Here is a 24,240-nt window from a genome sequence, read left to right on the forward strand (position 1 = left end):
TAGCATGGCTCTTCCACTTGCTTCAACCAAGAATCACATAATGGGTTTGCTAAAGCGTATTGACTCGGTTGTCTTGTTTGTTCTTGATATTGCTGCGGCAGCTGGTTGGTATGCCGACATATTTGATGTCGATGTTGAATACGAAAACCCATGCTATGCATACGTTGTCTTGCCTGACATGACGCTTGGCTTCCACCCCTTGGACAAGAAATGTCCTGGAGGGGCTGGCGGTACCACCGTCTACTGGCAAGTCGACAGCATGGATGAGGCGATCCTGTTCTTGGTGAACAAGGGTGCGACTTTATATCGCGGGCCAATTCAGACGGCGCCAGGGGGCAGGGCAGCCATGCTGCTTGACCCGTTCGGTTGCACTATCGGCCTGAATGAAGTTGCGATGCAACGCTAATCAAGCAGCGCGCCAGACGCTTTCGAACAGCAAGGGTAGCTGCGCCGCCAGGCGGCGCAGCATGCACTATCGCGGCAGGAGGCTCTGCGTCAATTGATCATCATGTGGAAGTGCATGCTCCAGATGATCCAGATCGACAAGGCCACCACGATGAACAGAATCACCAGCGTGAACACAAAGCTTGCCAGGTTCCAGCCGCCTTCGGACGATCGGTTCATGTGCAGGAAGTAGACCAACTGCACCACGATCTGCGCAACGGCGAAGCCCACCAGCACCAGCATGGTCGACGGGCGCGACAGCACCGGATACATCACCAGCATGAAGGGCACGATGGTCAGCAGTGCCGACAGCAGGAAGCCGGTCCGATAGGATTTCGCGCTGCCGTGGCTTTCACCGGCGCGCGTGGTCGATGTGTGTGGATTGGCTGCGTGGCCCATGTCAGAAGACTCCGAACAGATAGACAAAGGTGAAGACGCAGATCCACACCAGGTCAAGGAAGTGCCAGAACAAGCTCAGGCAAGACAGACGCGTGACGTTGGTGGCAGTCAGGCCACGGCGATGCAGTTGGTGCATCAGCACGGCCATCCAGATCAAGCCGCCGGCCACGTGCAGGCCGTGGGTGCCCACCAGCGCAAAGAAGGACGACAGGTAGGCGCTGCGGGTCGGGCCTGCGCCGATCGAGATCAGGTGATGGAACTCGTAGATTTCCATAGCGATGAAGGCCAGGCCAAGCGTGAAGGTGACACCCAGCCAACGCATGGCGCTGGTCTTGTCGACACGATGCACCGCAAGCATGGCGTAGCCATAGGTGATGCTGGAGAACAGCAGCACGAAGGTTTCGACCAGGATGAAGGGCAGCGAGAACAGCTCGCTGCCGGTGGGGCCACCTGCGAAGGCGTTGCTGAGCACCGCATACGAAGCGAACAGCGAACCGAACAAGATGCAGTCGGACATGAGGTACACCCACATGCCCATGACTTTCATCGAACCTTGGTCGTGTGCGTGATCATGCGCGTGGTCATGAGCATGCTCACGAACGTCCGCATGGGGATCAGCCAGAAACGCGCCGTCCGATTCTTTGTAGGTCAACGTCGACATGATCAGCCCTTGTATTCGAGTGCGCTGATGCGCAGGTTTTCAATACGCGCCACTTCGTCCGAGGGCACGTAGTAGTCCGTGTCCTCGTCGTAGGAACGCACGATGAAGGTGGCGATCATGGCAACGAAGCTTGCGCCGGCCAGCCACCAGATGTGCCACACCAACGCAAAGCACAGCGCCAGAATCCACACGTTGACGATGAACGGCACGCCGGTATTGCGCGGCATGTGGATGGGTTCGTAGCGGCTGGGTGCGGGCGGCAGGCCACGCTTCTTGGCTTCGTGGAAGGCGTCAAGGGCGTTTACCTTGGGCACCACCGCGAAGTTGTAGAAGGGCGGGGGCGATGCCGTCGCCCATTCCAGCGTGCGGGCGTCCCAGGGGTCGCCATTGGTGTCGAGATTCTGTTTGCGATCACGCACGCTGACGTAGATCTGCACCAGCAGGAAGACGATGCCCGCCAGGATGAACAGCGCGCCGGCAAAAGCCGTGTACAGGTAGGGCTGCCAGGCAGGATTGTCGTGCTGGTTCAGGCGACGCGTCATGCCCATGAAGCCCAGCATGTACAGCGGCATGAAGGCCAGATAGAAACCGATGATCCAGCACCAGAATGAATACTTGCCCAGGCGCTCGTTCAAGGTGAAACCGAAGACCTTCGGGAACCAGTACACCAGGCCGGCAAAGTAGCCAAACAGCGCACCACCGATGATGGTGTTGTGGAAGTGGGCAACCAGGAACAGGCTGTTGTGCAGCAGGAAGTCGGCACCCGGAATCGCCAGCAGCACACCGGTCATGCCGCCGATGGTGAAGGTGACCAGGAAGGCCAGCGTCCACAGCATGGGCGTGGTGAAGGTGACGCGCCCGCCGTACATGGTGAACAGCCACGTGAATATCTTCACCCCGGTCGGGATGGCGATGATCATCGTCATGATGCCGAAGAAGGCGTTGACGCTTGCGCCCGACCCCATGGTGAAGAAGTGGTGCAGCCAGACGACGAAGGACAGAATGCCGATGGCAAGCGTCGCCCCCACCATGGATGTGTAGCCGAACAGCTTCTTGCGAGAAAACGTCGCCGTGATTTCCGAGAAAATGCCAAATGCAGGCAGCACCAGGATGTAGACCTCGGGGTGGCCCCAGGCCCACACCAGGTTTACGTACATCATCGGGTTGCCGCCGAGCGTGGTGGTGTAGAAGTTGAAGTCCAGATACCGATCCAGCGTCAACGCGCCCAGTGCCACCGTCAGAATCGGGAAGGCGGCAATGATGATTACGCTGGTGACGAACACCGTCCAGGTGAAGACCGGCATTTTCATCAGCGTCATGCCTGGCGCACGCATCTTCAAGATGGTGATGAACAGGTTCACGCCGGTCAGCAGTGTTCCGACCCCAGACGCCTGCAAAGCCCAGATGTAGTAATCGACCCCCACCCCCGGACTGAACTCGATGCCCGACAGCGGCGGATACGCCACCCAGCCGGTCATGGCAAATTCACCGAGCGCCAGCGAGATCATCATCAGTGCTGCGCCGACCACGAAGATCCAGAAACTGAATGCGTTCAGGAACGGGAAGGCCATGTCGCGTGCGCCGATCTGCAGCGGCACGATGATGTTCATCAAGCCCACCACCAAGGGGGTGGCCACGAAGAAGATCATGATCACGCCGTGGGCGGTGAAGATCTGGTCGTAGTGTTCGGGCGGCAGGAAACCATCGCTGCCCGGGCCCGCTGCGGCAAGTTGTGCACGCATCAGCAGAGCGTCGGCAAAGCCGCGCACCAGCATCACCAGGGCAACCACCACGTACATGATGCCAATGCGCTTGTGGTCCACGGTGGTGAACCAGTCGCGCCACAGGCGGCCCCATTGTTTGAAGTAGGTCAGGGCTGCCAGCAGCGCAGCGCCGCCCAGCACCATGGTTATCAGGGTGACCACGATAAGCGGGTCGTGTGTGGGAACCGCGCCCAATGTCAATTTTCCGAACATGACGGGCTTACTCCTTCGATGTCTCAGACGGCTGGACGTGCATGGCCGCCTGGGGGTTGGCGTTCTCGCCAACGCCGGTGAATTGGTCGATCACTTTTTTGAACAGTCCGGGTTCCACTTGCGAGAAATGCACGACGGCATGACCCTGCGTGGGTTTTGCAATGCGTTGGAAGGCCTCGAAACCCAGATGCACCGGACCGCTGCGAACCTGGTTCACCCAGCGTTCGAAGTCGGCGTCCGAGGTTGCCGTGGCGGTGAATTGCATCTTCGAGAACCCGTGCCCGCTGTAATTGCCCGACAGGCCACGGAATTCACCGGCTTCGTTGGCGACCAGGTGCAGCTTGGTGCGCATGCCGGCCATGGCGTAGACCTGTCCACCCAGTTGCGGGATAAAGAAGGTGTTCATGGTCGAGTTGGACGTGATGTCGAATACCAACTGACGACCAACCGGGAAATGCAGCTGGTTGATGGTTGCGATGCCCAGGTCGGGATAGACAAACACCCACTTCCAGTCCGTGGCAATGACCTCGACATGCAGGGGTTTGCCGGCAATGTCCAAGGGTTTGTAGGGATCGAGTTCGTGCGTCGAGCGCCAGACAATGACGGACAGGATGGCGATGATGATCAGGGGCACACCCCAGACAACGGCTTCAATGCGCGTCGAATGTGACCAGTCGGGGGTATAGCGAGCCCGTTTGTTCGAGGCTCGGAAGTGCCAGGCGAATGCAAACGACAGCACGATGGCCGGGACCACGACGAACAGCATCAGCCCGATGCAGACGATGATCAGATCGCGCTGGGCAATGCCGACGGCACCCTTGGAGTTGAAGAGCGCCCAGTCGCAGCCGGCAAGGCTCAATAGGACGAAGGCGGCAAGCACATGGCGTATGCGGTTCCAGCAAGTGTTCATGCGTAGACCTCGTAGAGGTGGGTTGCGAGCGGCGGGGCAGGGCGAGTCGTTACACTGGCGCAGCGCTCACCCGGTGACAGGTAGCCATGCAAGGCTAAAACAAAACCATACAAAATAGAATTGTATGGCATTCATGTACGGATTCAAACAGGAGGCATGACCTCGCATGGACAAGCAGTCCCCCGGCCGCAAGCTCAAGAACCCCAATCGCGCCTGGATACGGCCGTTCGAAGACGGCGCTGGCTCTCGTTATCTGCAGATCGCGCGTCAGATCATTGCGGCGGTCGATGACGGCGTGCTGCGTCCGGGTGACAGGCTGCCGCCCCAGCGGGACTTGGCGCAGGCCATGGGTGTTGATCTGACGACGGTTACCCGCGCCTACACCGAGGTGCGAACTGCGGGGTTGCTGGATGCGCATGGGGCAGGGGGCACGTTCATTGCCAGTTCGGTGTCGGACGGCGACAGGACCGTCGATCTGGGCATGAACATTCCGCCGCTGTTGATGAGCCCCGCGTTCACACGGCTGATGGACACCGGTATGACGAGCCTTCGCGAGCAATTGGGCGGCGGCGATCTGATGAGCTACCACGTGGGGGCAGGGGCGCGCACCGATCGCGAGGCGGCCGCTGTCTGGCTACGGCCGGTGCTGGGTGCAGTCAGTGCCGATCGTGTGGTGGTCTGTCCGGGTGCCCAGTCGGCATTGACGGCCTTGATGCTGGCGCGCACACAACCCGGCGACATGATTGCGGCCGACGGCCTGACCTATCCCGGTTTTCTGGCGGCGGCACGGGTGCTGCAGCGGGGGGTGGCACCGGTTGCGTCAGACGACGAAGGCATGTTGCCGGATGACCTGGACCGGGTTTGCCAGACGGCGCGCCCGCGCCTGATCTACCTGATCCCGACCATTCACAACCCGATGGCCACCACGCTGTCCGCGCAGCGGCGTGCAGACATCTACAAGGTGGCCAGCCGGCATGGCGTGGCGATTGTCGAAGACGATCCGTACTGGCTGCTGGCCGGCGATGCGCCGCCACCGCTGGCAACCCTGCAATCCGGCGAAGGCGCGCCGGTGTTCTATATATCGACCCTGTCCAAATGTCTGGCCCCGGGCCTGCGCACCGGTTACCTGGTGGTGCCGCCATCCGAGCCGCTGGAACCGATTCTGGACGCATTGCGTGCGGTCACCCTGATGGCTCCGCACGCGATGGTGGCGATGGCGACGCACTGGATAGGCACGGGCCAGGCTGGCGATATCTTGCAGAAAATCCGCCAGGAACTGGCCCAGCGCCAGAAAATTGCCGCGCGGATTCTTCCCGGCATTTTGCATTCTCATCCTTACGGCCTGCACCTGTGGCTTGGGCTGTCGCCGAAGCTGGACCAGTACCGTCTGATCCAGACTGCACGCGAGCGCAATCTGGGTGTGGCCAGCTCGGACGCGTTCAGCTTCGAGGATGTGCCGCCGCATGCCATTCGTGTGTCGCTGGGCGGTGCAAGCGATCAGGCCAGCCTGAAGGCTGCACTGGAAAAACTCGCCGAAATTCTGGCCAGCGATCCGCGTCAGCGTACCGGGGCGATTGTCTAGTCGCCGTATCAGCCCGCAGGGGTCAGGTTCTGGCCGGTCTGCGGGCTCAGCCGCAATTCCTCGCCTGTAGCCAGCACAACCAACACCCCGTTGGCCTGCTCACGTACGTGTGAATGGTCGTAGTGATACCGACGACTGGTCTCGTCCTCTTTGCCAGGGCGTTGAACCAACACAGTCTGACACTCGACGCTTACCTGCTGGCCTTGCGCATCTACTGCCGCGACGCGGCTTGTCTGGATGTTTACGGTGGCGGTCATCCGCGTCCTTCATTGATTGCTGAAACAATTGCGCAGCTTGGCGTCGACATCTTGTCTGCGCGTTGTCCATACAAAATAATCTTGTTTGTGGAACAATATAATCTTGTATGGATTTTCGTGGGTAAGCAATGTCTGCCACTTTTCGGCACGAGCGCGCAAAGTTTCACGTGGTGATGGCAGCCTGTGGCGGCTTTGTGTTGTTGATGCTCGCGGCCTTGGTTTATGTGTGTACCCGTCCGCAGACCGCAGAAGTTCAGGCCGCCGAAGCGCATGCCGTCCGTCAATGCTGGACGCGCAGCACGGACCCGGATCGATCTGCCATTTCCCGTAGTGCGCAGCACGACGCTTGCCGCGAGATGCAAAAGCAGTACGTCTACAAGTTTGGTGAGAGGCCCTGAGCATGGCTTTGCACCTGTCTCTTTTCGCACCCAGCAGCTTGCTGCGGCGTCACGCTTTCCGCATTTTTATTGTGATGGGCATTGCGATCATGAGCGTGGCAGCAATTGCCCTGTGGCAATACTTCGGCATGGGCGGGCAACGCGCTTTTTCTGAAAAAGCGGTTGTCTTTGGCGATGCCGATTTGCGTCTGCCCGCAGCGCTGGCAGGCGCAACCGGACGCATTCGCCTGGTCCATTTCTGGGACCCGGAATGCAGCACCTGCAACCGCGAGACCAGTGCGCATCTGAGCTATCTGATCAGCATGTACCGCCGCGCCAACATTGACTTCTACAGCGTCAGAAAACCGGGAACCACTGGAGAATTGCCTGCCTTTTTGCAGGGCAAGCTGCAAGCCTTGGATGCGATTGACGGCATGGCCAGCATTCCGGCCAGTCCGTTTGTTGCCATCTGGGATGCAGAAGGCAGGTTGGCCTTTGCCGGCCCTTACAGCCTGGGTGTGGTCTGCACGTCCGCCAACAGTTTTGTTGAGCCAATCATCGACAAGCTGGTGGCAGGAGAGACGACAGAACCATTTGGATTGCTGGCAATCGGGTGCTATTGCCCTTGGGCAAAAACGTGAGGTTCAGTCTATGCGTGTTGCTCCATGCTTGACCCGGCCCGCTGACGCAACAGGAACTACAACGTCGTGAAAAAAATCGACACGCTTCATCGCCTTCGCACGTCCCGAATCGTTGCCGTCATTCGGGAATCCAACCCAGACGCTGCCCATCGGACAGCCTTGGCCTGCATCGACGGTGGGATCGACTGCCTTGAAATCGCGATGACGACGCCTTGCGGCCTGGATGTCGTCGAAAGCCTGGCCTTGCTTGGCGGCGGTTTGACGATTGGTGCCGGCACGGTATTGGATGCGCCAACCGCGCGTTCAGCCATCCAGATGGGGGCGTCTTTTGTGGCGTCTCCAGTGGTGAACGCCGATGTCGTGCGCATGTGTTCACGTTATGGCGTGGTGTCCATGCCAGGCACATTCACGCCAACGGAAGTCGTCACGGCGCTGGAAGCCGGTGCCGACATCGTCAGGATTTTTCCTGCGGCCAGCCTTGGGCCACAACACCTCGCCCATTTGATCAGCGCGTTTCCGCAAGCCGTGTTCATGCCCGGTGGCGGGGCCGGGCTGGCAACGCTGAGAGACTGGCTGGTGCCTGGTGTGATCGCCGTTGCCGTCGGCGCAGACCTGACCACGCATATGGGCGACGACTATGGCGCGGTCACGACCCGCGCGCGGCAACTTATGGCAGCCGCAAAGGAAACCACCGGACGGGTCTATTTGCTCGACAACCGGAACCGCAATCCTGGCTCGGCACGTTCGGCAGTCAGCTGCCAGCCATGAGCCAGCGCAATTTCCTGGCAGATAGCCAGACCCAGCCCCGCGCCAAGATCGCGTCGGTGTTTGGCGCGCCAGAATCGCTCGAACAGCAAGGGGATTTGCGCCGGGTCTACGCCAGGCCCCATGTCTCGCACGGTCATGGCGTCGTGCTGTATGTCTATGCTGACAGTGGTCTGCGCCGGGGCGTGCTGGATGGCGTTTTCCAGCAGGTTTTTCAATAGGGTGAACAGCGCGCCGCGATCGGCTTGCCAGGTGACATCGGCGTTAGTTGCCGTCACCACCAAGCAGACATCAGCGGCTTCGGCCATGCGCTGCAAGTAAGAGACGGCCTCGTTGGCGGCATTTTCCAGGCGGACGACCGTGAAAACGTAGTTGCGGACTTCGCTTGCCTCGGCCAGCAGCAGCAACTGCTGCACTTGGCGCGTCATGTACTCGACGTCGCCCAGCAGAAATTTGCAGTCTTCGTTGCCGTCGCCCATCAGTTCGATCTGTGCCCGAATCAATGCAAGCGGGGTCTTCAGTTCGTGGGCGGCGTTGCCGAGAAATTCCTTTTGCACGCGGTAGCCCTGTTCAAGGCGTTCCAGCACCCGATTGAAGCTGTCCACCAACGGTGCGATCTCGGCGGGAATGGTCCGTGTATCAAGCCGGGCGTGCATGGAACGTGGCGAAATGGCGGCGGCAGAATCCGATACTTTTCTGAGCGGCTTCAGGGTGTAGCGCAAGCTGATGTAGGCACACAGACCCAGCGCCACCAGCAGAATCAGGCTGAACACGATGATGCCCGTGACAACCAAGGGCATGGCAACACGGTGCAGCAAGCTCATCATTCGGTGGCTGACGGCCAACTGGAAATACCAGGTCTTTCCGTCGTGCACGATGGGCTCGGTGGCAGCAAGCATATCGGTGCCATCGCGCTTGAGATCAAAGCGCAAGCGCTTCAACTGGCGCACATCTCCTTCATTTGGCCAGAGGGTATCGTCCGCATTCGCCTGAAAGGCCACTTGTCCGGTGTCGTCCAGCACCCGATAGGCGATTTCCCGCCGCAGGCTATCAAGCACCCACAACATGTCGTATTCGTCGGGGTTCATGCCAACGGGTCTGCCGTTGCTGTCGAACCTGAGGTCCTCGGCCATTTCGCTGGCCAGATCGGCAAAGTCCAGTCTGACCAGCACATTGCCTTGAACCGCCACGATGCCTGCCAACAGCAGCAGCACCATGCTCATGACCAGGCCGGCAACGTAGGCCAGCAGGACTTTCGTGCGCAGGCTATTCATTTTCACGAAGCGCATACCCCAAGCCCCTGACGTTGACGATGCGCTGGCATGAATCGATGGCCAGCAGCTTGCGGCGAATGCGGTGCACCGCGACATCGAGCGCATTCGGGGTAACCGCGTCGCTCAGTCCCCATGCCGCCGCTTCCAGCGCGCTGCGACGGACAACCTCGCCGGGTTTGCGCAAGAGCAGCAGCATGATGTGCACCTCGGCAGGGGCCAGGGTGACGCGCTCGTCCCCGTTTGACAGCTCGCTGTTGCTGGTGTGCAGCGTCAGGTCGCCGTGACTGGGATCCAGCGAGCGGAAATCCACGGGACGGCGCAGCAGCGCACGCACGCGCGCCACCATTTCGTCCATCGCGAAGGGCTTGGGCAGGTAATCGTCTGCGCCGGCATCCAGGCCTTCGATGCGGTCATGCAAGGCATCGCGCGCCGTCAGCACCAGGCAGGGCACGCGATGCCCGGCATTGCGCAGCTTTTGCAGCAAGGCCAGCCCGTCGCCGTCGGGCAACCCCCGATCGAGGACCAGAGCGTCATAAGGCATCTGTTGAAGCGATGTCCACGCCGCATCGATACGGTCGCACACGTCGACACCAATGCCTGCTGCGCTCAGGCCCTTGTGTATGAGCGTGGCAAGACGCTCATGGTCTTCGATCAGGAGGATTCGGCTCATTGGAAGCGGTAGGTATATCCAAGCATCACGCGGTTCTCGGTGGAGCTGTCGACCAGCGAGCTGTTCTTGATGCTCTTTGGCAGGCTCGACATCGCAAGGTCTGCGAACAGGGAGTGTCGTTGATCGATCATGTAGATGGCACGCAGTCCGACTTCAGCGGTGGTGCCGGATTTGCCGGTATAGGCAGCACGGCCCACGCGGGCTTCGCTGTCGCGTACGCCGAAATAGTAGTCGACGTATTTATCGTCTTGCCAGATGGCCCCCGCACGCGGCGTGAGCATCAGTTTGCCGCCCACCTTCCAGGTTCGTTCCACCCCCAGGCTGAACTGCTGGCCTTTGCTGTTGCCCGACAGATCGCCCAGCCACGCGGCTTTCACGTCGGCCAGATCGTTCTTCCATTCCACTTCGGCGCCACCCCAGAAGCCTCCCTTGCGTTCGCGCATGCCGTTCAGGATCGCCGCATCTTTGGCTTCGTAACCGCTGCCGTCGTACTTGGCCACCAGGTTGAAATTGAGTTGGTTGGATGCGTTGATATTGAAGCTGGGCAGCTTCAGTCCGATCTTGGGGCCGAATATTTCGATGTACTGGTTTTCGAACTGCACCAGCGGCAGCACCTTGTTGTCGCGACTGATGTCGGTGTAGGGCTTTTGCGCGCTGATGACACCCGCGCCCACCGACCACGTGGTTGACGGCTGACCGTTGCCGCCCGGTGCTTGCGCCATGGCGGGCAGGGTGCAGCTCAGTGCGGCGGCAAGCGAAGACAGGCGCGCCAGATTGACTGCGCGTCGGGCGTGTCTGGCGCGACGGGATGCCGGAGTAATTCGTGCATCGCTGAGTGTGGTGCTGCCTGAAACACCAGTCAGGGCGATATCTCGGGCGGAATGCGTGGCGGGATGCATGGCGATTTGCCTTGGCGGCTGTTGAAAGACGCCATGCTCGTGCTGCCCGTCTTACACAACACTTACCCGACTTCGCACTGAAAAAATACGTTCGCAACCTCATTCGATTGGCTTTCAGTAAGTGTCCGGAAAGTTGCCCGGTCCGATAGTGCCGTCCATTGCAGACCAAGGCGCATGCGCTTTCGACATCTCAGCCAATGAACGTCCTATCTCGATTTTCATCTTTCATGTCTTGCAGGCAGCCGCGCGAATTCAGCGTAGATGCGGTCCCGGCAGAGGTGCTTGCTCAACGCCCTGATATCTACGCGGCCGCGCAGGATGTCGTGGCTGCCAGTGCTGCATCCGTGCAGGCAGACGCACAGCGCAGCGGCAACGCCCAGGCTGCGGCCAACGGATTCGATCGTGCCTACCAGGCAACGGCAGCAAGTTATCGGGCTGGTGCTACCAGCCTTTTCGATCTGGAAGATGCGCGCCGCAGTCTGGTTGCTGCGCAGAACACCATGATCGATCTGCACCGCGAGCGCCTGTTTGCCTGGATTGCGCTGTATCGCTCGGTGGGCGGTGGGTGGACGTCCACGCTGCCGACACCGCTTGCCCAACATCCGAATACCCGCGTCGATGTCCCCGTGGCGTCGCACCCCCACCCGAGACACCCCGCATGAAAACATCACACAAATATTCGCTGGCCATTGGCCTGGCGCTGACGAGCGCGACCTTGGCCTACGCGTTGGCGATGGAGAACCCGGAACCCGTTGAAGCGGAAGTGCCCGCGGTAGTGCAACCGGCCCTGACCGTGGCCACCGCCACGCTGCAAGCGGCAAGTTTCCCGGTTCGTGTCAGCGCCAATGGCAACCTCATGGCCTGGCAGGAAGCGAGCATCGGTGCCGAGGCCAATAACCTGCGGCTGAACGAGGTCAAGGTCAATGTTGGCGACAAGGTGCGCCGTGGGCAAGTGCTGGCAAGCTTTGCCGCAGCCACGGTGGATGCCGAACTGGCGCAAAGCCGAGCCACGGTCACTGAGGCAGAGGTGGCGCTGAGCGAAGCCGCCGCCAACGCCGAGCGCGGGCGCATGTTGCAGGAAACCGGCGCGCTGGCGGGTCAACAGATTCAGCAATATGCATTTGCCGAACGCACGGCACGGGCTCGGCTGGATGCCGCCAAGGCTGCCGAGAAAACCCAGCAGCTGCGGCTGGCTCAGACGCGAATCCTTGCACCGGACGATGGGGTGATTTCTGCGCGCACGGCGACGGTGGGTGCAGTGGTGCCCGCTGGCCAGGAACTGTTTCGTCTGATTCGAGGCGGACGGCTTGAGTGGCGTGCCGAGGTGGCAGCGGCCGATCTGGCCAAGCTCAAACCGGGACAGATCGTGTGGGTGACGCCTACAGGCGGTGATCCGATCGAAGGGCGTTTGCGTGTGTTGGCACCGGTAACCGACATTCAGACCCGCAATGGGTTGGCCTATGTGGACCTGCCTGCAAATGAAACTGCCCGCGCAGGCATGTTCGCGCGGGGTGAATTCCAGCTGGGCAATACCGAGGTGATGAGCCTGCCACAGCGCGCGGTGCAGATACGTGAGGGTTTCAGCTATGTCATGCGAGTAGGGCCGGATTCCCGGGTCATCCAGACCAAGGTGATATCGGGCCGTCGTTCGGGTGACCGCATCGAAATCCTGGCTGGTCTGGAGGCGAATCATCGCGTGGTGGTGTCCGGGGCGGCATTCATCGGGCAGGGCGATCTGGTGCGGGTGAATGAAGAAGGCAAAACAGAACGCGCAATAGAACTCTCGACAACGGGCCACCGCGCAGCGCAATGAACATGAATATTTCTGCGTGGGCGATCCGCAACCCGATTCCGGTCATTCTGCTTTTTGTATTGATGACGCTTGGCGGACTGATGTCGTTCGCCGCGATGAAGATCCAGAATTTTCCCGACATGGATGTGCCGACCGTGACGGTATCGGCCAGCTTGCCGGGTGCTTCACCGTCCCAGATGGAAACCGAGGTTGCCCGCAAGATCGAGAATGCGCTGACAAGCGTGCAGGGCATCAAGCACATCACGTCCACGCTGACGGACGGTGAAGCCAATATCACCGTCGAGTTCCGGCTGGAAAAGCCCACGCAGGAAGCGGTGGACGATGTACGCGACGCGATTTCCCGTGTGCGCGCCGATCTGCCCGCCAACCTGCGCGATCCGGTGGTCAAGAAGCTGGAACTTGCGGGCACCCCGATTCTGACCTACACGCTGGCCTCGGCGCACATGGACGAAGAGGCCCTGTCCTGGTTTGTCGACAACGAGCTTGGCAAGACTCTGCGTGCAATACGCGGCGTGGGGGCAGTCAACCGTGTGGGCGGCGCGACCCGTGAAATACGGGTCGATCTGGACCCGCATCGTTTGTTTGCCCTGCACACCACGGCTGCCGACATTTCGCACCAATTGCAGGGCGTGCAACAGGAAGCCTCGGGTGGGCGCGTGGGCCTGGGTGGGGCCGAGCAGTCGGTGCGGGTGATCGGCACGGTACAGACTGCCGACGCACTGGGCGCCATGTCCTTGAGCTTGAGTGACGGGCGACGTATCCGCTTGGACGAAGTCGCGACCGTCAGCGATTCAATTGCCGAGCCGCGTGCTGCGTCCTTGTTGAATGGCGTACCTGTCGTCGGGCTTGAGATCGTGCGTGCGCGTGGGTTCGGTGAGCTGGATGTGGCCGACGGCGTGCGCACGGCCCTGGCCTCGCTGCGTGTCAAACATCCCGACCTGACGATCACCGAAGCCTTCAATTCCATCGATCCGGTGATTGAAAACTATCAGGGATCGGTGCGTTTGCTGTTCGAGGGCGCAGCGCTTGCCGTGCTGGTGGTGTTCCTGTTCCTGCGTGACTGGCGAGCCACCGTGGTGGTGGCGGTGGCCTTGCCGCTATCGATCATTCCGACCTTTGCACTGATGCACTGGATGGGATTCACGCTGAACATGGTGACCTTGCTGTCCCTATCCCTGGTGGTGGGGGTGGTGGTGGACGACGCCATCGTCGAAATCGAGAACATCGAACGCCATCTGCGGTCTGGCAAAACGCCGTTCGCTGCGTCGATGGATGCTGCGACCGAGATCGGGCTGGCGGTAGTCGCCACCACCTTCACCTTGATCGCCGTGTTTTTGCCGACTGCCTTCATGCCGGGCATGGCCGGACGATTTTTCGTTCAGTTCGGCTGGACGGCGGCGGGCGCGGTGTTCTTCTCGCTGGCTGTTGCCCGCTTGCTGACACCCATGATGGCGGCGTACTTGCTGCGATCGCCTGCCAAGCACGTGGCCACTGAGCCTGCGTGGGTGCGTCACTATCTGATTGCGGCGCGTTGGTGCCTGCGGCACCGTGCCATCACGGCAACGCTTGCAACGCTGCTGTTCGTCGGCTGTCTGGTGCTGGCCGTTCAATTGCCGTCTGCGTTCATTCCACCGGAGGACGATGCCCAGACGCAAGTCAGGCTGACGCTTGCGCCCGGCAGCGAGTTGCGTGACACGATTGCAATGGCCGAGCGCGCAAGGCTTTTGCTTGCGCAACAGGCTCACGTGCGCCTGGTCTACGCCGCCATCGGTGGCGGAAACACCGGAGGCGACCCGGTTGAAGCCGTGGCGGCATCTGCGTCAGATGTGCGCACCGCCGTGCTGACGCTGAACCTGACGCCGCGTACTGAGCGCAACGGTGTGCGCAAGCAGCAGATCGAACGACAACTGCGCCAGGCGCTGGCCGTACTCGCTGGCGTCAGGGTTTCGGTTGGCATGCCGGGGTCAAATGAACCTTACGTGCTGGTGCTTGGCGGGGAAGACAGTCGTGTGCTTGAACGGCACGCCTTGCAGGTCGAAAGAGAGCTGCGCGCCATTCCGGGGATCGGGGCGGTGACGTCCAGTGCCAGCCTGGTGCGGCCCGAACTGACGGTGATGCCGGACTTTGCACGGGCCGCCGACCTGGGCGTGTCGTCATCGACCATTGCTCAGACCTTGCGTGTTGCCACCGTTGGCGACTACGAACAGGAACTGGCAAAACTGAATCTGGGCGAACGGCAGGTGCCGGTGCTGGTGCGCTTGCACAACGCCGCGCGCGAAGATATCGACACGCTCAAACGCCTACCGGTGCCCGGCGCGCGTGGGCCGGTGGCCTTGGAAAACGTGGCAACGTTGGAAATCGGCAGTGGGCCGGCCGAGATCACGCGTCATGACCGCATGCGCAATATCAATATCGAGATTGAGGTCAGCGAGCGTTCGCTCAGTGAGATTGAAGATGCCGTGTTGACCTTGTCCAGCTTGCAGCAACTGCCCACAGGCGTCACGCGCAGCGTGGTGGGTGATGCCGAATCCATGAACGAACTGGCAACCGGCTTTGGCATCGCGATGCTGACCGGCGTGCTGTGCATATATATGGTGCTGGTGCTGCTGCTGAGAGACTTCGCGCAGCCAGGGACGATTCTGACGGCATTGGTGCTGGCGGTTCCCGGCGCGGTGCTGGCCTTGTTCCTGACCGGGTCGGCACTGTCTATGCCATCGATGATCGGCTTGATCATGTTGATGGGCATCGCCACGAAGAATTCGATTCTGCTGGTCGACTACATCATCATCGCGCGCCGTGAACACGGCTTGAACCGCATGGATGCCATGATCGACGCCTGCCGCAAGCGGGCACGCCCCATCGTCATGACCACGCTTGCAATGGGTGGCGGCATGGTCCCCGTGGCAATGGGGCTGATCGGCGACCCGAGTTTCCGCATGCCGATGGCAATTGTGGTGATTGGCGGCTTGATCAGCTCCACTGTACTGAGCCTGTTGGTGGTGCCAGTGGTCTACAGCTATGTGGATGACGGGATGCGATGGGTGTTCAGGCGGGGGGATGCATAAGCACCACAGGTATTACTCCCAGCGTTGTTGATACGAGAACGTCGGCAGCTTCCAGCCGAAGCGCAGCGCCAGCATGCGCATCGCAATGCCGACGACAAAGCTCAACACGGTGGTCAACTCGTGGTTCACGTCCAGCGCGCGCAAGCCCAGGAACAGGCAGCACACCACCAGCGACACACTGGCGTACAGCTCGCGCTGGAACACCACGGGCATCTGGTTGCACAGCACATCGCGCAACACCCCGCCAAAAATGCCGGTGATCATGCCGGCCATGATCACCACCGGCAGGGCGTAGTTCATGCGCAATGCAATGTCGCAGCCGATCAAGGAGAACGCCACCAGGCCCATCGCGTCCAGCGCCAGGAATAGGCGCTTGAGTCGGTGCATGTGCGGGGCCACCAGCACCGTCAGCAGGCCCGCGCTGATCACCAGCGCGATGTAGCCAGGGTGTTGTGTCCAACCGATGGGGAAGTTGCCAAGAATGACGTCGCGCACCGTGCCGCCGCCCAAGGCGGTGACAAAGGCAATGACCGCCACGCCGAACACGTCCATGTTGCGGCGTCCGGCGGCCAGCGCGCCGGACATGGCCTCGGCAGCGATGGCAACCAGATAGATGAAGGTCAGCATGCCGGCCCCCGCAGGGAAACAGGCGTGGCGATGGCAGAACGGGTGTGCAGCACAGGAGGCTCCAGGTAGGGAAGGGCGCGCGTGGCCGCGAGCCCGGTAATGCCTCTCCCCCTGTCCTTGTTACCTGAGAGTTCGAGCTGCTGCGCAGCCTGCCCCTTCGGTGGACCCGATCATGCACCAGCAGTCGGGCCGCTCTCCAGTCGGCGATCTATTTCTGCGGTCCGTTTACCTGAGCGATGATGGGAGTTTGCGCCTTCGGTGGGCGTGCTGCTGCACGCCGCTCTCCCGCAGAGAAGCTGACATTATCCACGGTCAGGGCCGGCCTGCCCAGCCCAGGACGCGCGCCCAAGTCATCTGCGCAACGCTCCGGGCCGGCATCGTCGTTATCGGCATGGCGGCTGTCAGCCGGTACTGCCGATCTGGCAACCGCAGGTCAACGGGCGCTGTCGATGATCATGCCGCCATCCGGGGTCAGGCTGTAGCCGGTCAGGAACTGCGCGTCCTTGCTGGCCAGGAACAGCACGACCGGGGCGATGTCTTGTTCGGGCGAGCCGTAACGGCCAAGCGCGTTGCTTGGTGGTGGCACGTCGGCATTGCCCCAGGTTTGCGCAACCGGCAGCACATTGTTCACCGTGATGTTGTCCGGTCCCCATTCGCGTGCGGCTGTGCGCGTGAGCGCCCGTACCGCTTCCTTGGCCATGTTGTAAGGCGCATAAGGGGGCAGACCTGAGATACCCGCCAAGGACGCAAAGTTGATGACGCGGCCCGCGCCACTGGCTTTCAAATGGGGGTGGCATGCCTGCATCATCAGCAGGTAAGAGATCGGCCCCATATCAAAATTGCGCTGCAACGTGTCAACCGACAAATCCAGTACGGAAGAAAACACCACCGATGCATCAAACGCGTTATTGACGAGGATATCGACGCCGCCGAAGGTGTCGACGACCTTTGCCACTGCGGCCTGAATCTGGCTGGCGTCGCTCGTGTCGCACACGACACCAAGTGCGACGCCGCCTGCGGCTTCAATATCCGCGACGACACGGTCGACATTTGCCGGCGTGTACGACAGCACCGCTACCTTTGCACCTTCAGCGGCAAACAACTCCGCCGTGGCGCGGCCGATGCCACGGCCGGCTCCGGTGACGATCGCGATTTTTCCTTCGAGACGAGACATGATGCGTTCCTTACTTGAATGTGGATAGAACCGCAGGGGCGGTGGGTGCATAGGCTGCCGGTACGTCGCGGGCGGCGTTCTGGGTCAGAAACGATGCGCTCAGCAATAGCAAACCGATGAATGCAGGCAGTGCCCCCTTGGGTTTGCGCGCACCGACATGCGCGAGTGCCGCCAATACCAAGTGATAAAACATGCCGGCATAAGCGAGCTCACTGAGCGCCACGTTGAATCGCGACAGCACCGCCACCGGGGCCGCAATTTTCACGATGATCAGAAACGGCACCAGGTAGGCGGGATACCCCAGCTTGGCTATTTCCAATCGCACCCAATCGCTTTTGCTCAGATATAAAAAAGCAGAGATGAAGAACGGCAGGCATAAAAATGCAGTGCTGATCCAGTATGTGTAAATAGCAGTCATTGGTTATTTCTGGGTGATTTTTATATCGACGGTGCCCAGAATGTCGCCTAAGATTAAAGTGCGCAAGTAGGATGAATTAATAGGGCTTGGTATGGAAAAGCAGACTAATGGAAGTCAGGTTGATCAGGTTCCCCCAAATACGGCAGGGCCAGCGAAAAGGGATGACGTAAACATGCATGAGGAAATGCGCCGGGCGTTTTCCTTGCTGTCGGGTAAATGGAAGCTGGAAATAATGTGGCTACTGAATCAACGCATGTATCGCTTCGGTGAGCTACGCAAAGCCATCCCTGGCGTTACTCAGCACATGCTGACCGCCCAGTTGCGTGAGCTGGAAGCCGATGGATTGGTATCGCGCACCGTGTTCGCAGAAGTGCCGCCGCGTGTGGAATATGAGATTACCGCCAAGGCGCGCGGGCTTGGCCCTACCATGGAGGCGCTGACAGTGTGGTGGAATGAATATGGAAAAACGGTGCCGGTGAAGCCAGGCGCGCGCGGTAGAAAGGCTAAGGGGATTTAGCCTTTATTTGCGGTGGGTATGGCTGCGGATAAATCGGAAATATGCACCATCAATGCCCGCACGCCATAAAGCATGGGATATTGCTCCAGCACCGGACGCCATCGTGCAGATTCCAACAGCGCTTGCCATACTGGTTCAAGCTCGTTTGGCTCGGCAGTCTGGTTTTTCACAAGTTTGTCGGCGAATGCCAAACTGGCCTCGCTGGACAGCAATTGCATTCGGCTGGCAGCGTTAAGCAGTCGTGGTGCCGCTTCAGCAGGACCGTCACAGCAATACAGCACGTCGTTGGCCAAGTCCGATTCGTCGGTGCTCAGTGCGGCCAATGATGCCCCAGTGATGCGTACGTCGCCCTGCTGGGTGGCAAACGTGTAAACCGTGTCGCGTGCTGCACTTGCCAGCAGTTGCAGGCCGCGCAGCAGGCGCGGGAAGTCGGTGGTGGCAGCGTCGACCGAGGCTTTCACTTCCACCAGCAGGCACACGTCCCAAGTGTGTTCATCATTGCCTGCGGTCTGACTCAGCAAGACGGCATCCCACTCGCTTTTGGCGCGCTCGGTGTTGCCTGGGATAGAGGCCGGTACCCGCAGCGAGGTGACGACGCGGTAGGTGGTACCCGTGTCAGTGGCGGCGTCAGTGTTGGCGTGATCCGTCTCGTTCAGTCGCTGCGCCAGCGTATTCAACACCTGCGCTGCTTTGGCCTCTGCGGACGCCCCCCGCTGTTGGGCGATGCTGGCCTGAGCAATGGCCGCTTCACTTCCTGATCTTGGAAAGTGCCGATCCAGCAAGCCTTGGTAGCGTTGCACGGCAGGGTCGTTCAACAGGCCCGCAAGTCGTTCCAAGCGCCGTAGTTCGGGGCTGGCAACCAATCGGGTCAAGGATTGCACCAGGGGTGTGTCTGGCTGCGCTTCGTCTTCGATCAGTTGGTGTGCCGCACTGGCCAGCGTTGACCAGGATGTCGATTCGAGCGCGGTGTGCAATTCGGTCAATGCGTTGCGCTGGGCACTGGGCGGCTGCCGCTGCAGTTTGGCCGGATGCGCAACAGAATTGACGATGGCGTAGATGGCGCGGCGGTCTTGGTCGTTCTGGGCGGACAGTGATGCGTAATCCTGTACGTGTGCGGTTTGGTAGCGAAGCAGCATCGCCTGAAATGAAGCGTCTCCGCTGACGGGGTGGGCGGCTTCGCGTATCAGGTTGGCGAAGGCGGAGAGAAACTGCTGTTTCAGGCGTGGGTCTGGGGCGGTGCCGCGGGTGATGGCGATCCGGGTTTGTTCGATGGTGATCGCGAGCGTGGTTGCCGGGTCTTGGGATGCGGTCGTATCGGGGAATGATAGCGTTGCGGGCAGTTGATACCGACGTGCAACCTTGCGCAGTGTGTCGGCAAGCAGGCGGGGATGCGGTTGCGGGCACATTGGCGGTATTCCGTTTCCTGGGATGCTTGAGCTGGTGCGCAGTTGTCGAACGTTCTTGTTGTGTTCAAGCTTAACTGTACCGGCTTGTGGGTCGCGATTTATCGGGAAGCTGTTTTGTTGGTAGTTTGGTGCGCTTTTGGGGGCTGTGTCGCTGTGTAGCCAGTCGCGGGTGCCGGGGGCGTGGCGTCTGCCCCGCTGGACCTACGCGTCGGGGCTCCCGCCCTCCACGTCGTCCAGAAGGGCAGCCGCCACGCCCCCGGCACCCGCGCCTTCAGAACGGCTTGGTTAAAAGCGCATCCCGCTTTTGGGCGACTCGATTTTTCTGGCTGCTCGGGTGCTGTACGCGGCTCCCCCGTATTGGCGTTTGTGGCTCTTAAGTTCCGAACCAGCTGGACTTGGGGACTTGGCTGGCCAGGTCGTCACGAAGCGATTCAGCGGCTTACGTTTCGGCCGACTTTTAAGTGACCTTTTAGCGCAGCGACACTCAAGGAAATTGCGCTCCTGCTTGGTGGTGGGGTGACACCGAAGCGGGTTGTAGTGGTCCAATAAAAGTGGACACCTCGATAGGGGGATAATTTCTCCAACGAGGACACTGACGATATGACGACACCTAACCGCAGAACGTTCGATGCAGCTTTCAAGCTGCAAGTGGCACAGATGATTCGTGACCAGGGTTTAAGCGTAATGCAGGTCTGCAAGGACCTGGGCTTGGCAGAAAGCCCGGTCCGCCGCTGGTTGGCCCAGTACGATGCCGAGCAGCTTGGCCAGCCTGGCCTGGGCAAGCCGTTGACCGCTGAGCAGCAACGCATCCGTGAACTGGAGCGAGAGAATCAGCGTCTGCGTGAGGACGTGTCGCTGTTAAAAAAAGCATCGGCCTTCTTCGCCCGCGAACTGAAGTGATCCAACGGATCATTCACCAGTGGCAGGAGAAGGCCAGCGTGACCCGTTTGTGCAGATTGTTGAGCGTCAGCCGCTCCGGGGTGTACGCAGCACGCCGACGGCGTGCTGCGCCCAGGCCCTGTGCCTTGGCAGCCCCCGTTCAGGCCGCCTTCGACGCCAGCGGTGGCAACTACGGCAGCCGACGTGTGCGGGAAGCCCTGAACGCTGATGGGTTGATGGTAGGTCGCTATCGGGTTCGTCGGTTGATGAAACAGCTTGCGCTGCAACCTCGCTGGAAGCGCAAGTTCGTGCATACCACCGACAGCCGACACGACCTGCCGATCGCCGCCAACGTGTTGAACCGACAGTTCAGGCCGGCTGCGCCGAACCAAGCGTGGGTGGCCGACATCACGTATATCCGCACCGACCAAGGCTGGCTGTACTTGGCCGCCGTGCTGGACTTGTACTCACGCAAGGTGGTGGGCTGGTCGATGGCACCGGCCATGCCTGCTGAACTGGTCTGCAACGCGCTGCAGATGGCGATCACACTGCGTCAGCCCAAGCCTGGCCTGATCGTGCATACCGACCGTGGCTGCCAGTACGCAAGCCATGCCCATCGTGACTTACTGGCCAAACATAAGCTGGTCGCCAGCATGAGCCGAAAGGGCAACTGTTGGGACAATGCCGTGATGGAACGCTTCTTCCTGAACCTCAAGATGGAGCGGGTGTGGCAGCGCCGTTATGCCAATGCGGCTGAAGGGATCGTCGACATCAATCACTACATCGTGGGCTTCTACAACACCCATCGGCTGCACTCGACGCTGGGCTATCAATCACCGGCTGACTACGAGAAAGTTAGCCACTGAACACCCTATCTCCGTGTCCATTAAAACTTGACCACTACAGGTGGCCGCACGTAAACGGCTCGCGGGAGAAAGGCTGAGGGGGCGGCGGTTTCACGTTGCTACTCAGTGCTCGGTGCGTCAGTTGCGTGGTAGACCACTTAGTGTTCGGAATACGCCTATTCGTTGCCAGAGCGCGCTGCGCAGTTACCGTCCAGCATTCAGAAAATCGGCTCGGCGCTCACTCCTTGACGTGGAACGCTCGTCCCGAACGGGTCTGGCCAGCGGCCGTCTGCACCCCAGTCATTCTCCGCATGCTATTACCGTGCGGCCACCCGCTTCGGTGTCACCCCACCCTTGAGAAAATAGGAGACACATCGAGCTGCCGCAACGTAAAAGGCCTCTGAAGGACGGCCCTAGCCGTGAGCCGTTAAATCGCTTCGTGGCGACCTGGCCAGCCAATCCCCAACGCCAGCCGCGTGGCAATTAAGAATGGCAGCCCACGAATGCCGAGAACCGATTCCAGCACCAAGCAGCCAGAAAATCTCACGCTGTCCAAAGGCGGGATCAGCTTCTAACCAAGCAGTTTTGAAGGCGCGGGTGGTGGGGCCGTGGTGGCTGCCCTTCTGGACGAGGTGGAGGGCGGAGACCCGACGCCTAAGTCAAGCGGGGCAGCCACCACGGCCCCACCACCCGCGACTGGCAGAAGAACAAAAAAACCTAACTACAAATAAGAAAAGGGCTACGACAACACTCCGTCGTAGCCCCAGACCTACTGGCGCTGATTCAACCCAGCACCCCAGTCATCACCGGTAATAGATCTTTGAATCGATCTTCTGATCCACCGCCGTCTGCAACCACGCCGGCAGCGTAGGCAGCGGGCCGGTCGGGTGGTTCACGTCCTGCGCAAACCTGAACGCATTCGTCGGATCGTACTTCTGCTTCACCGCATACAAACCAGCCTGCGCATCACCCCAGTAAGCCTGACCGTAATTCGTCTGACCAACTTGCGGGTAATTCTGGTAGATCTCGCCATTCCACATGGGTGCCATGTAGTTGATCCAGTCTGCCAGGAATTTCTCCGAAGCAGCCTTATCCTGCTCCTTCGTCTTGCCGTCGTACCAGAATACATCCAGCACAGCATTGAACGCCGCAGTGCGGTGAACGAAAGCGTTGCTGCCCTCGGCCGGGTAGGCCGGGAAAGCATTGATCGCGCCGCCGTAGAACTCCATGTAGAAGTAAGACGTCCAATTCGGCGAGGTGACGAACAGCCGCAGCAGACCGTTCCACTCATCGCTGGTCAGCTCACGCGTCACATAACGGCAAGCCTTGTCCTCATACGGCATGATGTTGTTCGGCAGGCAAGGCAGACCATACGGAACATCCAGCAGCGCGCCGTTCAGGTTGACGAAGCTGTCCACCTTGGTCCACTGGGTAACCGCGCCAGGCAGATTGCACAGCGGCTGAATCGCGGCCTGGCCGGCAGCTTGGGTGCCGACGTAGACGCCACGCACCATCAGATACGGGTACTGCGGGCCGGTGACCGGCAGGCCAGCTTCGATGCCGGGCTGATAGCACAGCGACACCTGGATGTTCAGTTCCTTGGGCAGCTTGTCCAGCATGTACTGTGACTGCAGCAGCATCAGCGCATCGGTGCCGTTCTGGAAATCGGTGTCGGTCTGCAGCGGCCAGATCAGGGCCCAGCCGAACACATCGCCAAGCGGACGCAGTTGCAGGCGCGCCGTCAGCAAAATGCCGAAGTTGCCGCCGGTGCCCCCACGCATGGCCCAGTACAGGTCGCTGTTGACCGTGGGGCTTGCGGTAACGATGGTGCCATCGGCCAGCATGACGCGCATGTCGATCACGTTGTCGCAGTTCATGCCGTAGGTGACGGACGTAAAGCCGTAGCCGCCGCCTTGCATGTAACCGGCCAGGCACACGTCGGGGCATTCGCCGCCCGGGACGTGCAGCTTGTAGGTGTCGAGCAGCGGGTCAAGCTTGCGGAAGGGGCATGCTGCGCCCACGGTGGCGATCTGGGCCACGGGGTCGACGGTCGCGTCGTTGAGCGCGCTCACGTCGATCAGGGCACCGAAACCGGCCGAGAAGCCAGCTGTGCAGTGGCCGCTGGAGCGAACGGTGAAGGGGATGTTGAGCTTGTTCTTGGCCAGTTGCAGCGCGATTGCGACGTCGGCTTCGACGGCGCAATAGATGATCATGTACGGAAGCGGATTGAATACCGGATTGAACAGCTTGCGATCTTGGTTGTAGAGCGGGTCAGTCGGGAAGACAATGTGACCTTGCAGCTTCGTTTGCGCTGCTTTGATCTCTTCCAGCGACACTTTTTCAAAGACGGGGTGATTCAGCTTTTCCCACTCGTTGAACAGGGCGAGGTCGCGATGGTACTTCTTGGTGTATTTGATCGTCATGAGCAGTACGTAAAAGCATGAATGAAGTGACCCATCCGCATGGCTGAATAAATATCACCATGTGCCGCGGACGCATTTAGAAACATATGTGAACCGTTCGTCGGATGCAAGTGTCAGCTTTGCGCGTGTCAACTCGGCGACATTGCGAATAATCATGCGAAAAGGGGACATATTTCTTTAGTACGATACGTATGTATACGTAGAGGAGCTCAGCCGTT

General features: G+C 60.3%; 23 protein-coding genes and 1 riboswitch. Of the genes, 10 read left to right on the top strand and 13 right to left on the bottom strand.

Annotation, left to right across the window (positions count from 1 at the left end):
- Positions 1–4: 4 nt before the first annotated feature.
- On the top strand, positions 5–406 hold the full coding sequence (locus tag FXN63_RS11445; protein WP_246165108.1) for a VOC family protein: 402 nt from the start codon (positions 5–7) through the stop codon (positions 404–406).
- A gap of 89 nt (positions 407–495) precedes the next feature.
- Here FXN63_RS11445 and cyoD read toward each other — a convergent pair whose 3' ends face one another.
- From cyoD to cyoA, 4 genes are read right to left on the bottom strand one after another with little or no spacing between them, the layout of a single operon-like run.
- Positions 496–843, bottom strand: coding sequence for a cytochrome o ubiquinol oxidase subunit IV (gene cyoD / locus FXN63_RS11450; protein ID WP_148814925.1), 348 nt, complete (start codon positions 841–843; stop codon positions 496–498).
- Position 844: 1 nt separating this feature from the next.
- Positions 845–1,504 carry a cytochrome o ubiquinol oxidase subunit III gene (cyoC, locus tag FXN63_RS11455; RefSeq protein ID WP_148814928.1) on the bottom strand — a complete coding sequence of 220 codons (660 nt, stop codon included), beginning with the start codon at positions 1,502–1,504 and terminating at the stop codon, positions 845–847.
- A 2-nt stretch (positions 1,505–1,506) separates the two neighbouring features.
- Positions 1,507–3,480: a cytochrome o ubiquinol oxidase subunit I gene (cyoB, locus tag FXN63_RS11460; protein WP_148814930.1), complete on the bottom strand. Its 1,974-nt coding sequence runs from the start codon at positions 3,478–3,480 to the stop codon at positions 1,507–1,509.
- Between the two features lie 7 nt (positions 3,481–3,487).
- Complete coding sequence (cyoA, locus tag FXN63_RS11465) at positions 3,488–4,390, bottom strand: ubiquinol oxidase subunit II (RefSeq protein ID WP_148814932.1); 903 nt, start codon at positions 4,388–4,390, stop codon at positions 3,488–3,490.
- A gap of 166 nt (positions 4,391–4,556) precedes the next feature.
- On the opposite strand from cyoA, the gene FXN63_RS11470 reads away from it, so the two are divergent.
- Positions 4,557–5,972 (top strand): aminotransferase-like domain-containing protein, encoded by a 1,416-nt coding sequence (locus FXN63_RS11470; RefSeq protein WP_148814933.1) that lies wholly within the window; start codon positions 4,557–4,559, stop codon positions 5,970–5,972.
- Positions 5,973–5,980: 8 nt separating this feature from the next.
- Here FXN63_RS11470 and FXN63_RS11475 read toward each other — a convergent pair whose 3' ends face one another.
- Positions 5,981–6,229: a hypothetical protein gene (locus FXN63_RS11475; protein WP_148814934.1), complete on the bottom strand. Its 249-nt coding sequence runs from the start codon at positions 6,227–6,229 to the stop codon at positions 5,981–5,983.
- Between the two features lie 128 nt (positions 6,230–6,357).
- On the opposite strand from FXN63_RS11475, the gene FXN63_RS11480 reads away from it, so the two are divergent.
- The 3 genes from FXN63_RS11480 (at position 6,358) to FXN63_RS11490 (ending at position 8,015) form a co-directional block, all read left to right on the top strand.
- Positions 6,358–6,627 carry a hypothetical protein gene (locus FXN63_RS11480; RefSeq protein WP_148814936.1) on the top strand — a complete coding sequence of 90 codons (270 nt, stop codon included), beginning with the start codon at positions 6,358–6,360 and terminating at the stop codon, positions 6,625–6,627.
- 2 nt (positions 6,628–6,629) lie between these two features.
- Positions 6,630–7,247 carry a DUF6436 domain-containing protein gene (locus tag FXN63_RS11485; protein ID WP_222864037.1) on the top strand — a complete coding sequence of 206 codons (618 nt, stop codon included), beginning with the start codon at positions 6,630–6,632 and terminating at the stop codon, positions 7,245–7,247.
- A 66-nt stretch (positions 7,248–7,313) separates the two neighbouring features.
- Positions 7,314–8,015, top strand: coding sequence for a beta/alpha barrel domain-containing protein (locus FXN63_RS11490; protein ID WP_148814938.1), 702 nt, complete (start codon positions 7,314–7,316; stop codon positions 8,013–8,015).
- On the opposite strand, the gene FXN63_RS11495 is transcribed toward FXN63_RS11490, so the two are convergent.
- Genes FXN63_RS11495 through FXN63_RS11505 form a run of 3 tightly spaced genes read right to left on the bottom strand, consistent with a single transcriptional unit; the run spans position 7,949 to position 10,855 of the window.
- Positions 7,949–9,286, bottom strand: a complete 1,338-nt coding sequence (locus tag FXN63_RS11495) for a sensor histidine kinase (protein ID WP_246165181.1) — start codon at positions 9,284–9,286, stop codon at positions 7,949–7,951. The genes FXN63_RS11490 and FXN63_RS11495 overlap by 67 nt on opposite strands.
- A complete protein-coding gene (locus tag FXN63_RS11500) occupies positions 9,279–9,956 on the bottom strand; it encodes a response regulator transcription factor (protein WP_148814942.1) in 678 nt (225 codons plus the stop codon). Before FXN63_RS11500 ends, FXN63_RS11495 begins: the two co-directional genes overlap by 8 nt.
- Positions 9,953–10,855 carry a MipA/OmpV family protein gene (locus FXN63_RS11505; protein ID WP_148814944.1) on the bottom strand — a complete coding sequence of 301 codons (903 nt, stop codon included), beginning with the start codon at positions 10,853–10,855 and terminating at the stop codon, positions 9,953–9,955. The genes FXN63_RS11500 and FXN63_RS11505 overlap by 4 nt, the downstream gene beginning before the upstream one ends.
- A gap of 227 nt (positions 10,856–11,082) precedes the next feature.
- Between FXN63_RS11505 and FXN63_RS11510 the strand changes: the two genes are divergently transcribed.
- The 3 genes from FXN63_RS11510 to FXN63_RS11520 are packed head-to-tail and all read left to right on the top strand — an operon-like array spanning position 11,083 to position 15,733.
- Entirely contained in the window at positions 11,083–11,517 is a 435-nt protein-coding gene (locus tag FXN63_RS11510; RefSeq protein WP_222864038.1) for a TolC family protein, read from the top strand.
- Entirely contained in the window at positions 11,514–12,668 is a 1,155-nt protein-coding gene (locus FXN63_RS11515; RefSeq protein ID WP_148814948.1) for an efflux RND transporter periplasmic adaptor subunit, read from the top strand. The genes FXN63_RS11510 and FXN63_RS11515 overlap by 4 nt, the downstream gene beginning before the upstream one ends.
- A gap of 2 nt (positions 12,669–12,670) precedes the next feature.
- Complete coding sequence (locus FXN63_RS11520) at positions 12,671–15,733, top strand: efflux RND transporter permease subunit (RefSeq protein ID WP_222864039.1); 3,063 nt, start codon at positions 12,671–12,673, stop codon at positions 15,731–15,733.
- Between the two features lie 12 nt (positions 15,734–15,745).
- Here FXN63_RS11520 and FXN63_RS11525 read toward each other — a convergent pair whose 3' ends face one another.
- The 3 genes from FXN63_RS11525 to FXN63_RS11535 all read right to left on the bottom strand — a co-directional run bounded on the left by FXN63_RS11525 (position 15,746) and on the right by FXN63_RS11535 (position 17,952).
- Positions 15,746–16,360, bottom strand: coding sequence for a trimeric intracellular cation channel family protein (locus FXN63_RS11525; RefSeq protein WP_148814952.1), 615 nt, complete (start codon positions 16,358–16,360; stop codon positions 15,746–15,748).
- Positions 16,361–16,567: 207 nt separating this feature from the next.
- A riboswitch (glycine riboswitch) is annotated at positions 16,568–16,658 on the bottom strand.
- A gap of 135 nt (positions 16,659–16,793) precedes the next feature.
- Positions 16,794–17,534 carry an SDR family NAD(P)-dependent oxidoreductase gene (locus FXN63_RS11530; RefSeq protein WP_148814954.1) on the bottom strand — a complete coding sequence of 247 codons (741 nt, stop codon included), beginning with the start codon at positions 17,532–17,534 and terminating at the stop codon, positions 16,794–16,796.
- 10 nt (positions 17,535–17,544) lie between these two features.
- Entirely contained in the window at positions 17,545–17,952 is a 408-nt protein-coding gene (locus FXN63_RS11535; RefSeq protein ID WP_148814956.1) for a DoxX family protein, read from the bottom strand.
- Between the two features lie 91 nt (positions 17,953–18,043).
- Between FXN63_RS11535 and FXN63_RS11540 the strand changes: the two genes are divergently transcribed.
- Positions 18,044–18,469, top strand: coding sequence for a winged helix-turn-helix transcriptional regulator (locus FXN63_RS11540; protein WP_281290869.1), 426 nt, complete (start codon positions 18,044–18,046; stop codon positions 18,467–18,469).
- Here FXN63_RS11540 and FXN63_RS11545 read toward each other — a convergent pair.
- A complete protein-coding gene (locus FXN63_RS11545) occupies positions 18,466–19,875 on the bottom strand; it encodes a 3-deoxy-D-arabino-heptulosonate 7-phosphate synthase (protein WP_148814958.1) in 1,410 nt (469 codons plus the stop codon). The genes FXN63_RS11540 and FXN63_RS11545 overlap by 4 nt on opposite strands.
- Positions 19,876–20,475: 600 nt before the next feature.
- On the opposite strand from FXN63_RS11545, the gene FXN63_RS11550 reads away from it, so the two are divergent.
- Positions 20,476–21,620, top strand: a protein-coding gene (locus FXN63_RS11550; protein WP_148813868.1) for an IS3 family transposase whose coding sequence is annotated in 2 segments (ribosomal slippage) — positions 20,476–20,746 and positions 20,746–21,620 — 1,146 coding nt in all. Because the reading frame shifts where the segments join, the coding sequence is not laid out codon by codon here.
- A gap of 782 nt (positions 21,621–22,402) precedes the next feature.
- On the opposite strand, the gene FXN63_RS11555 is transcribed toward FXN63_RS11550, so the two are convergent.
- Entirely contained in the window at positions 22,403–24,022 is a 1,620-nt protein-coding gene (locus FXN63_RS11555; RefSeq protein WP_148814960.1) for an FAD-binding oxidoreductase, read from the bottom strand.
- Between the last annotated feature and the right edge of the window lie 218 nt (positions 24,023–24,240).

The sequence above is a fragment of the Pigmentiphaga aceris genome, from assembly GCF_008119665.1.
Classification (GTDB): domain Bacteria; phylum Pseudomonadota; class Gammaproteobacteria; order Burkholderiales; family Burkholderiaceae_B; genus Pigmentiphaga; species Pigmentiphaga aceris.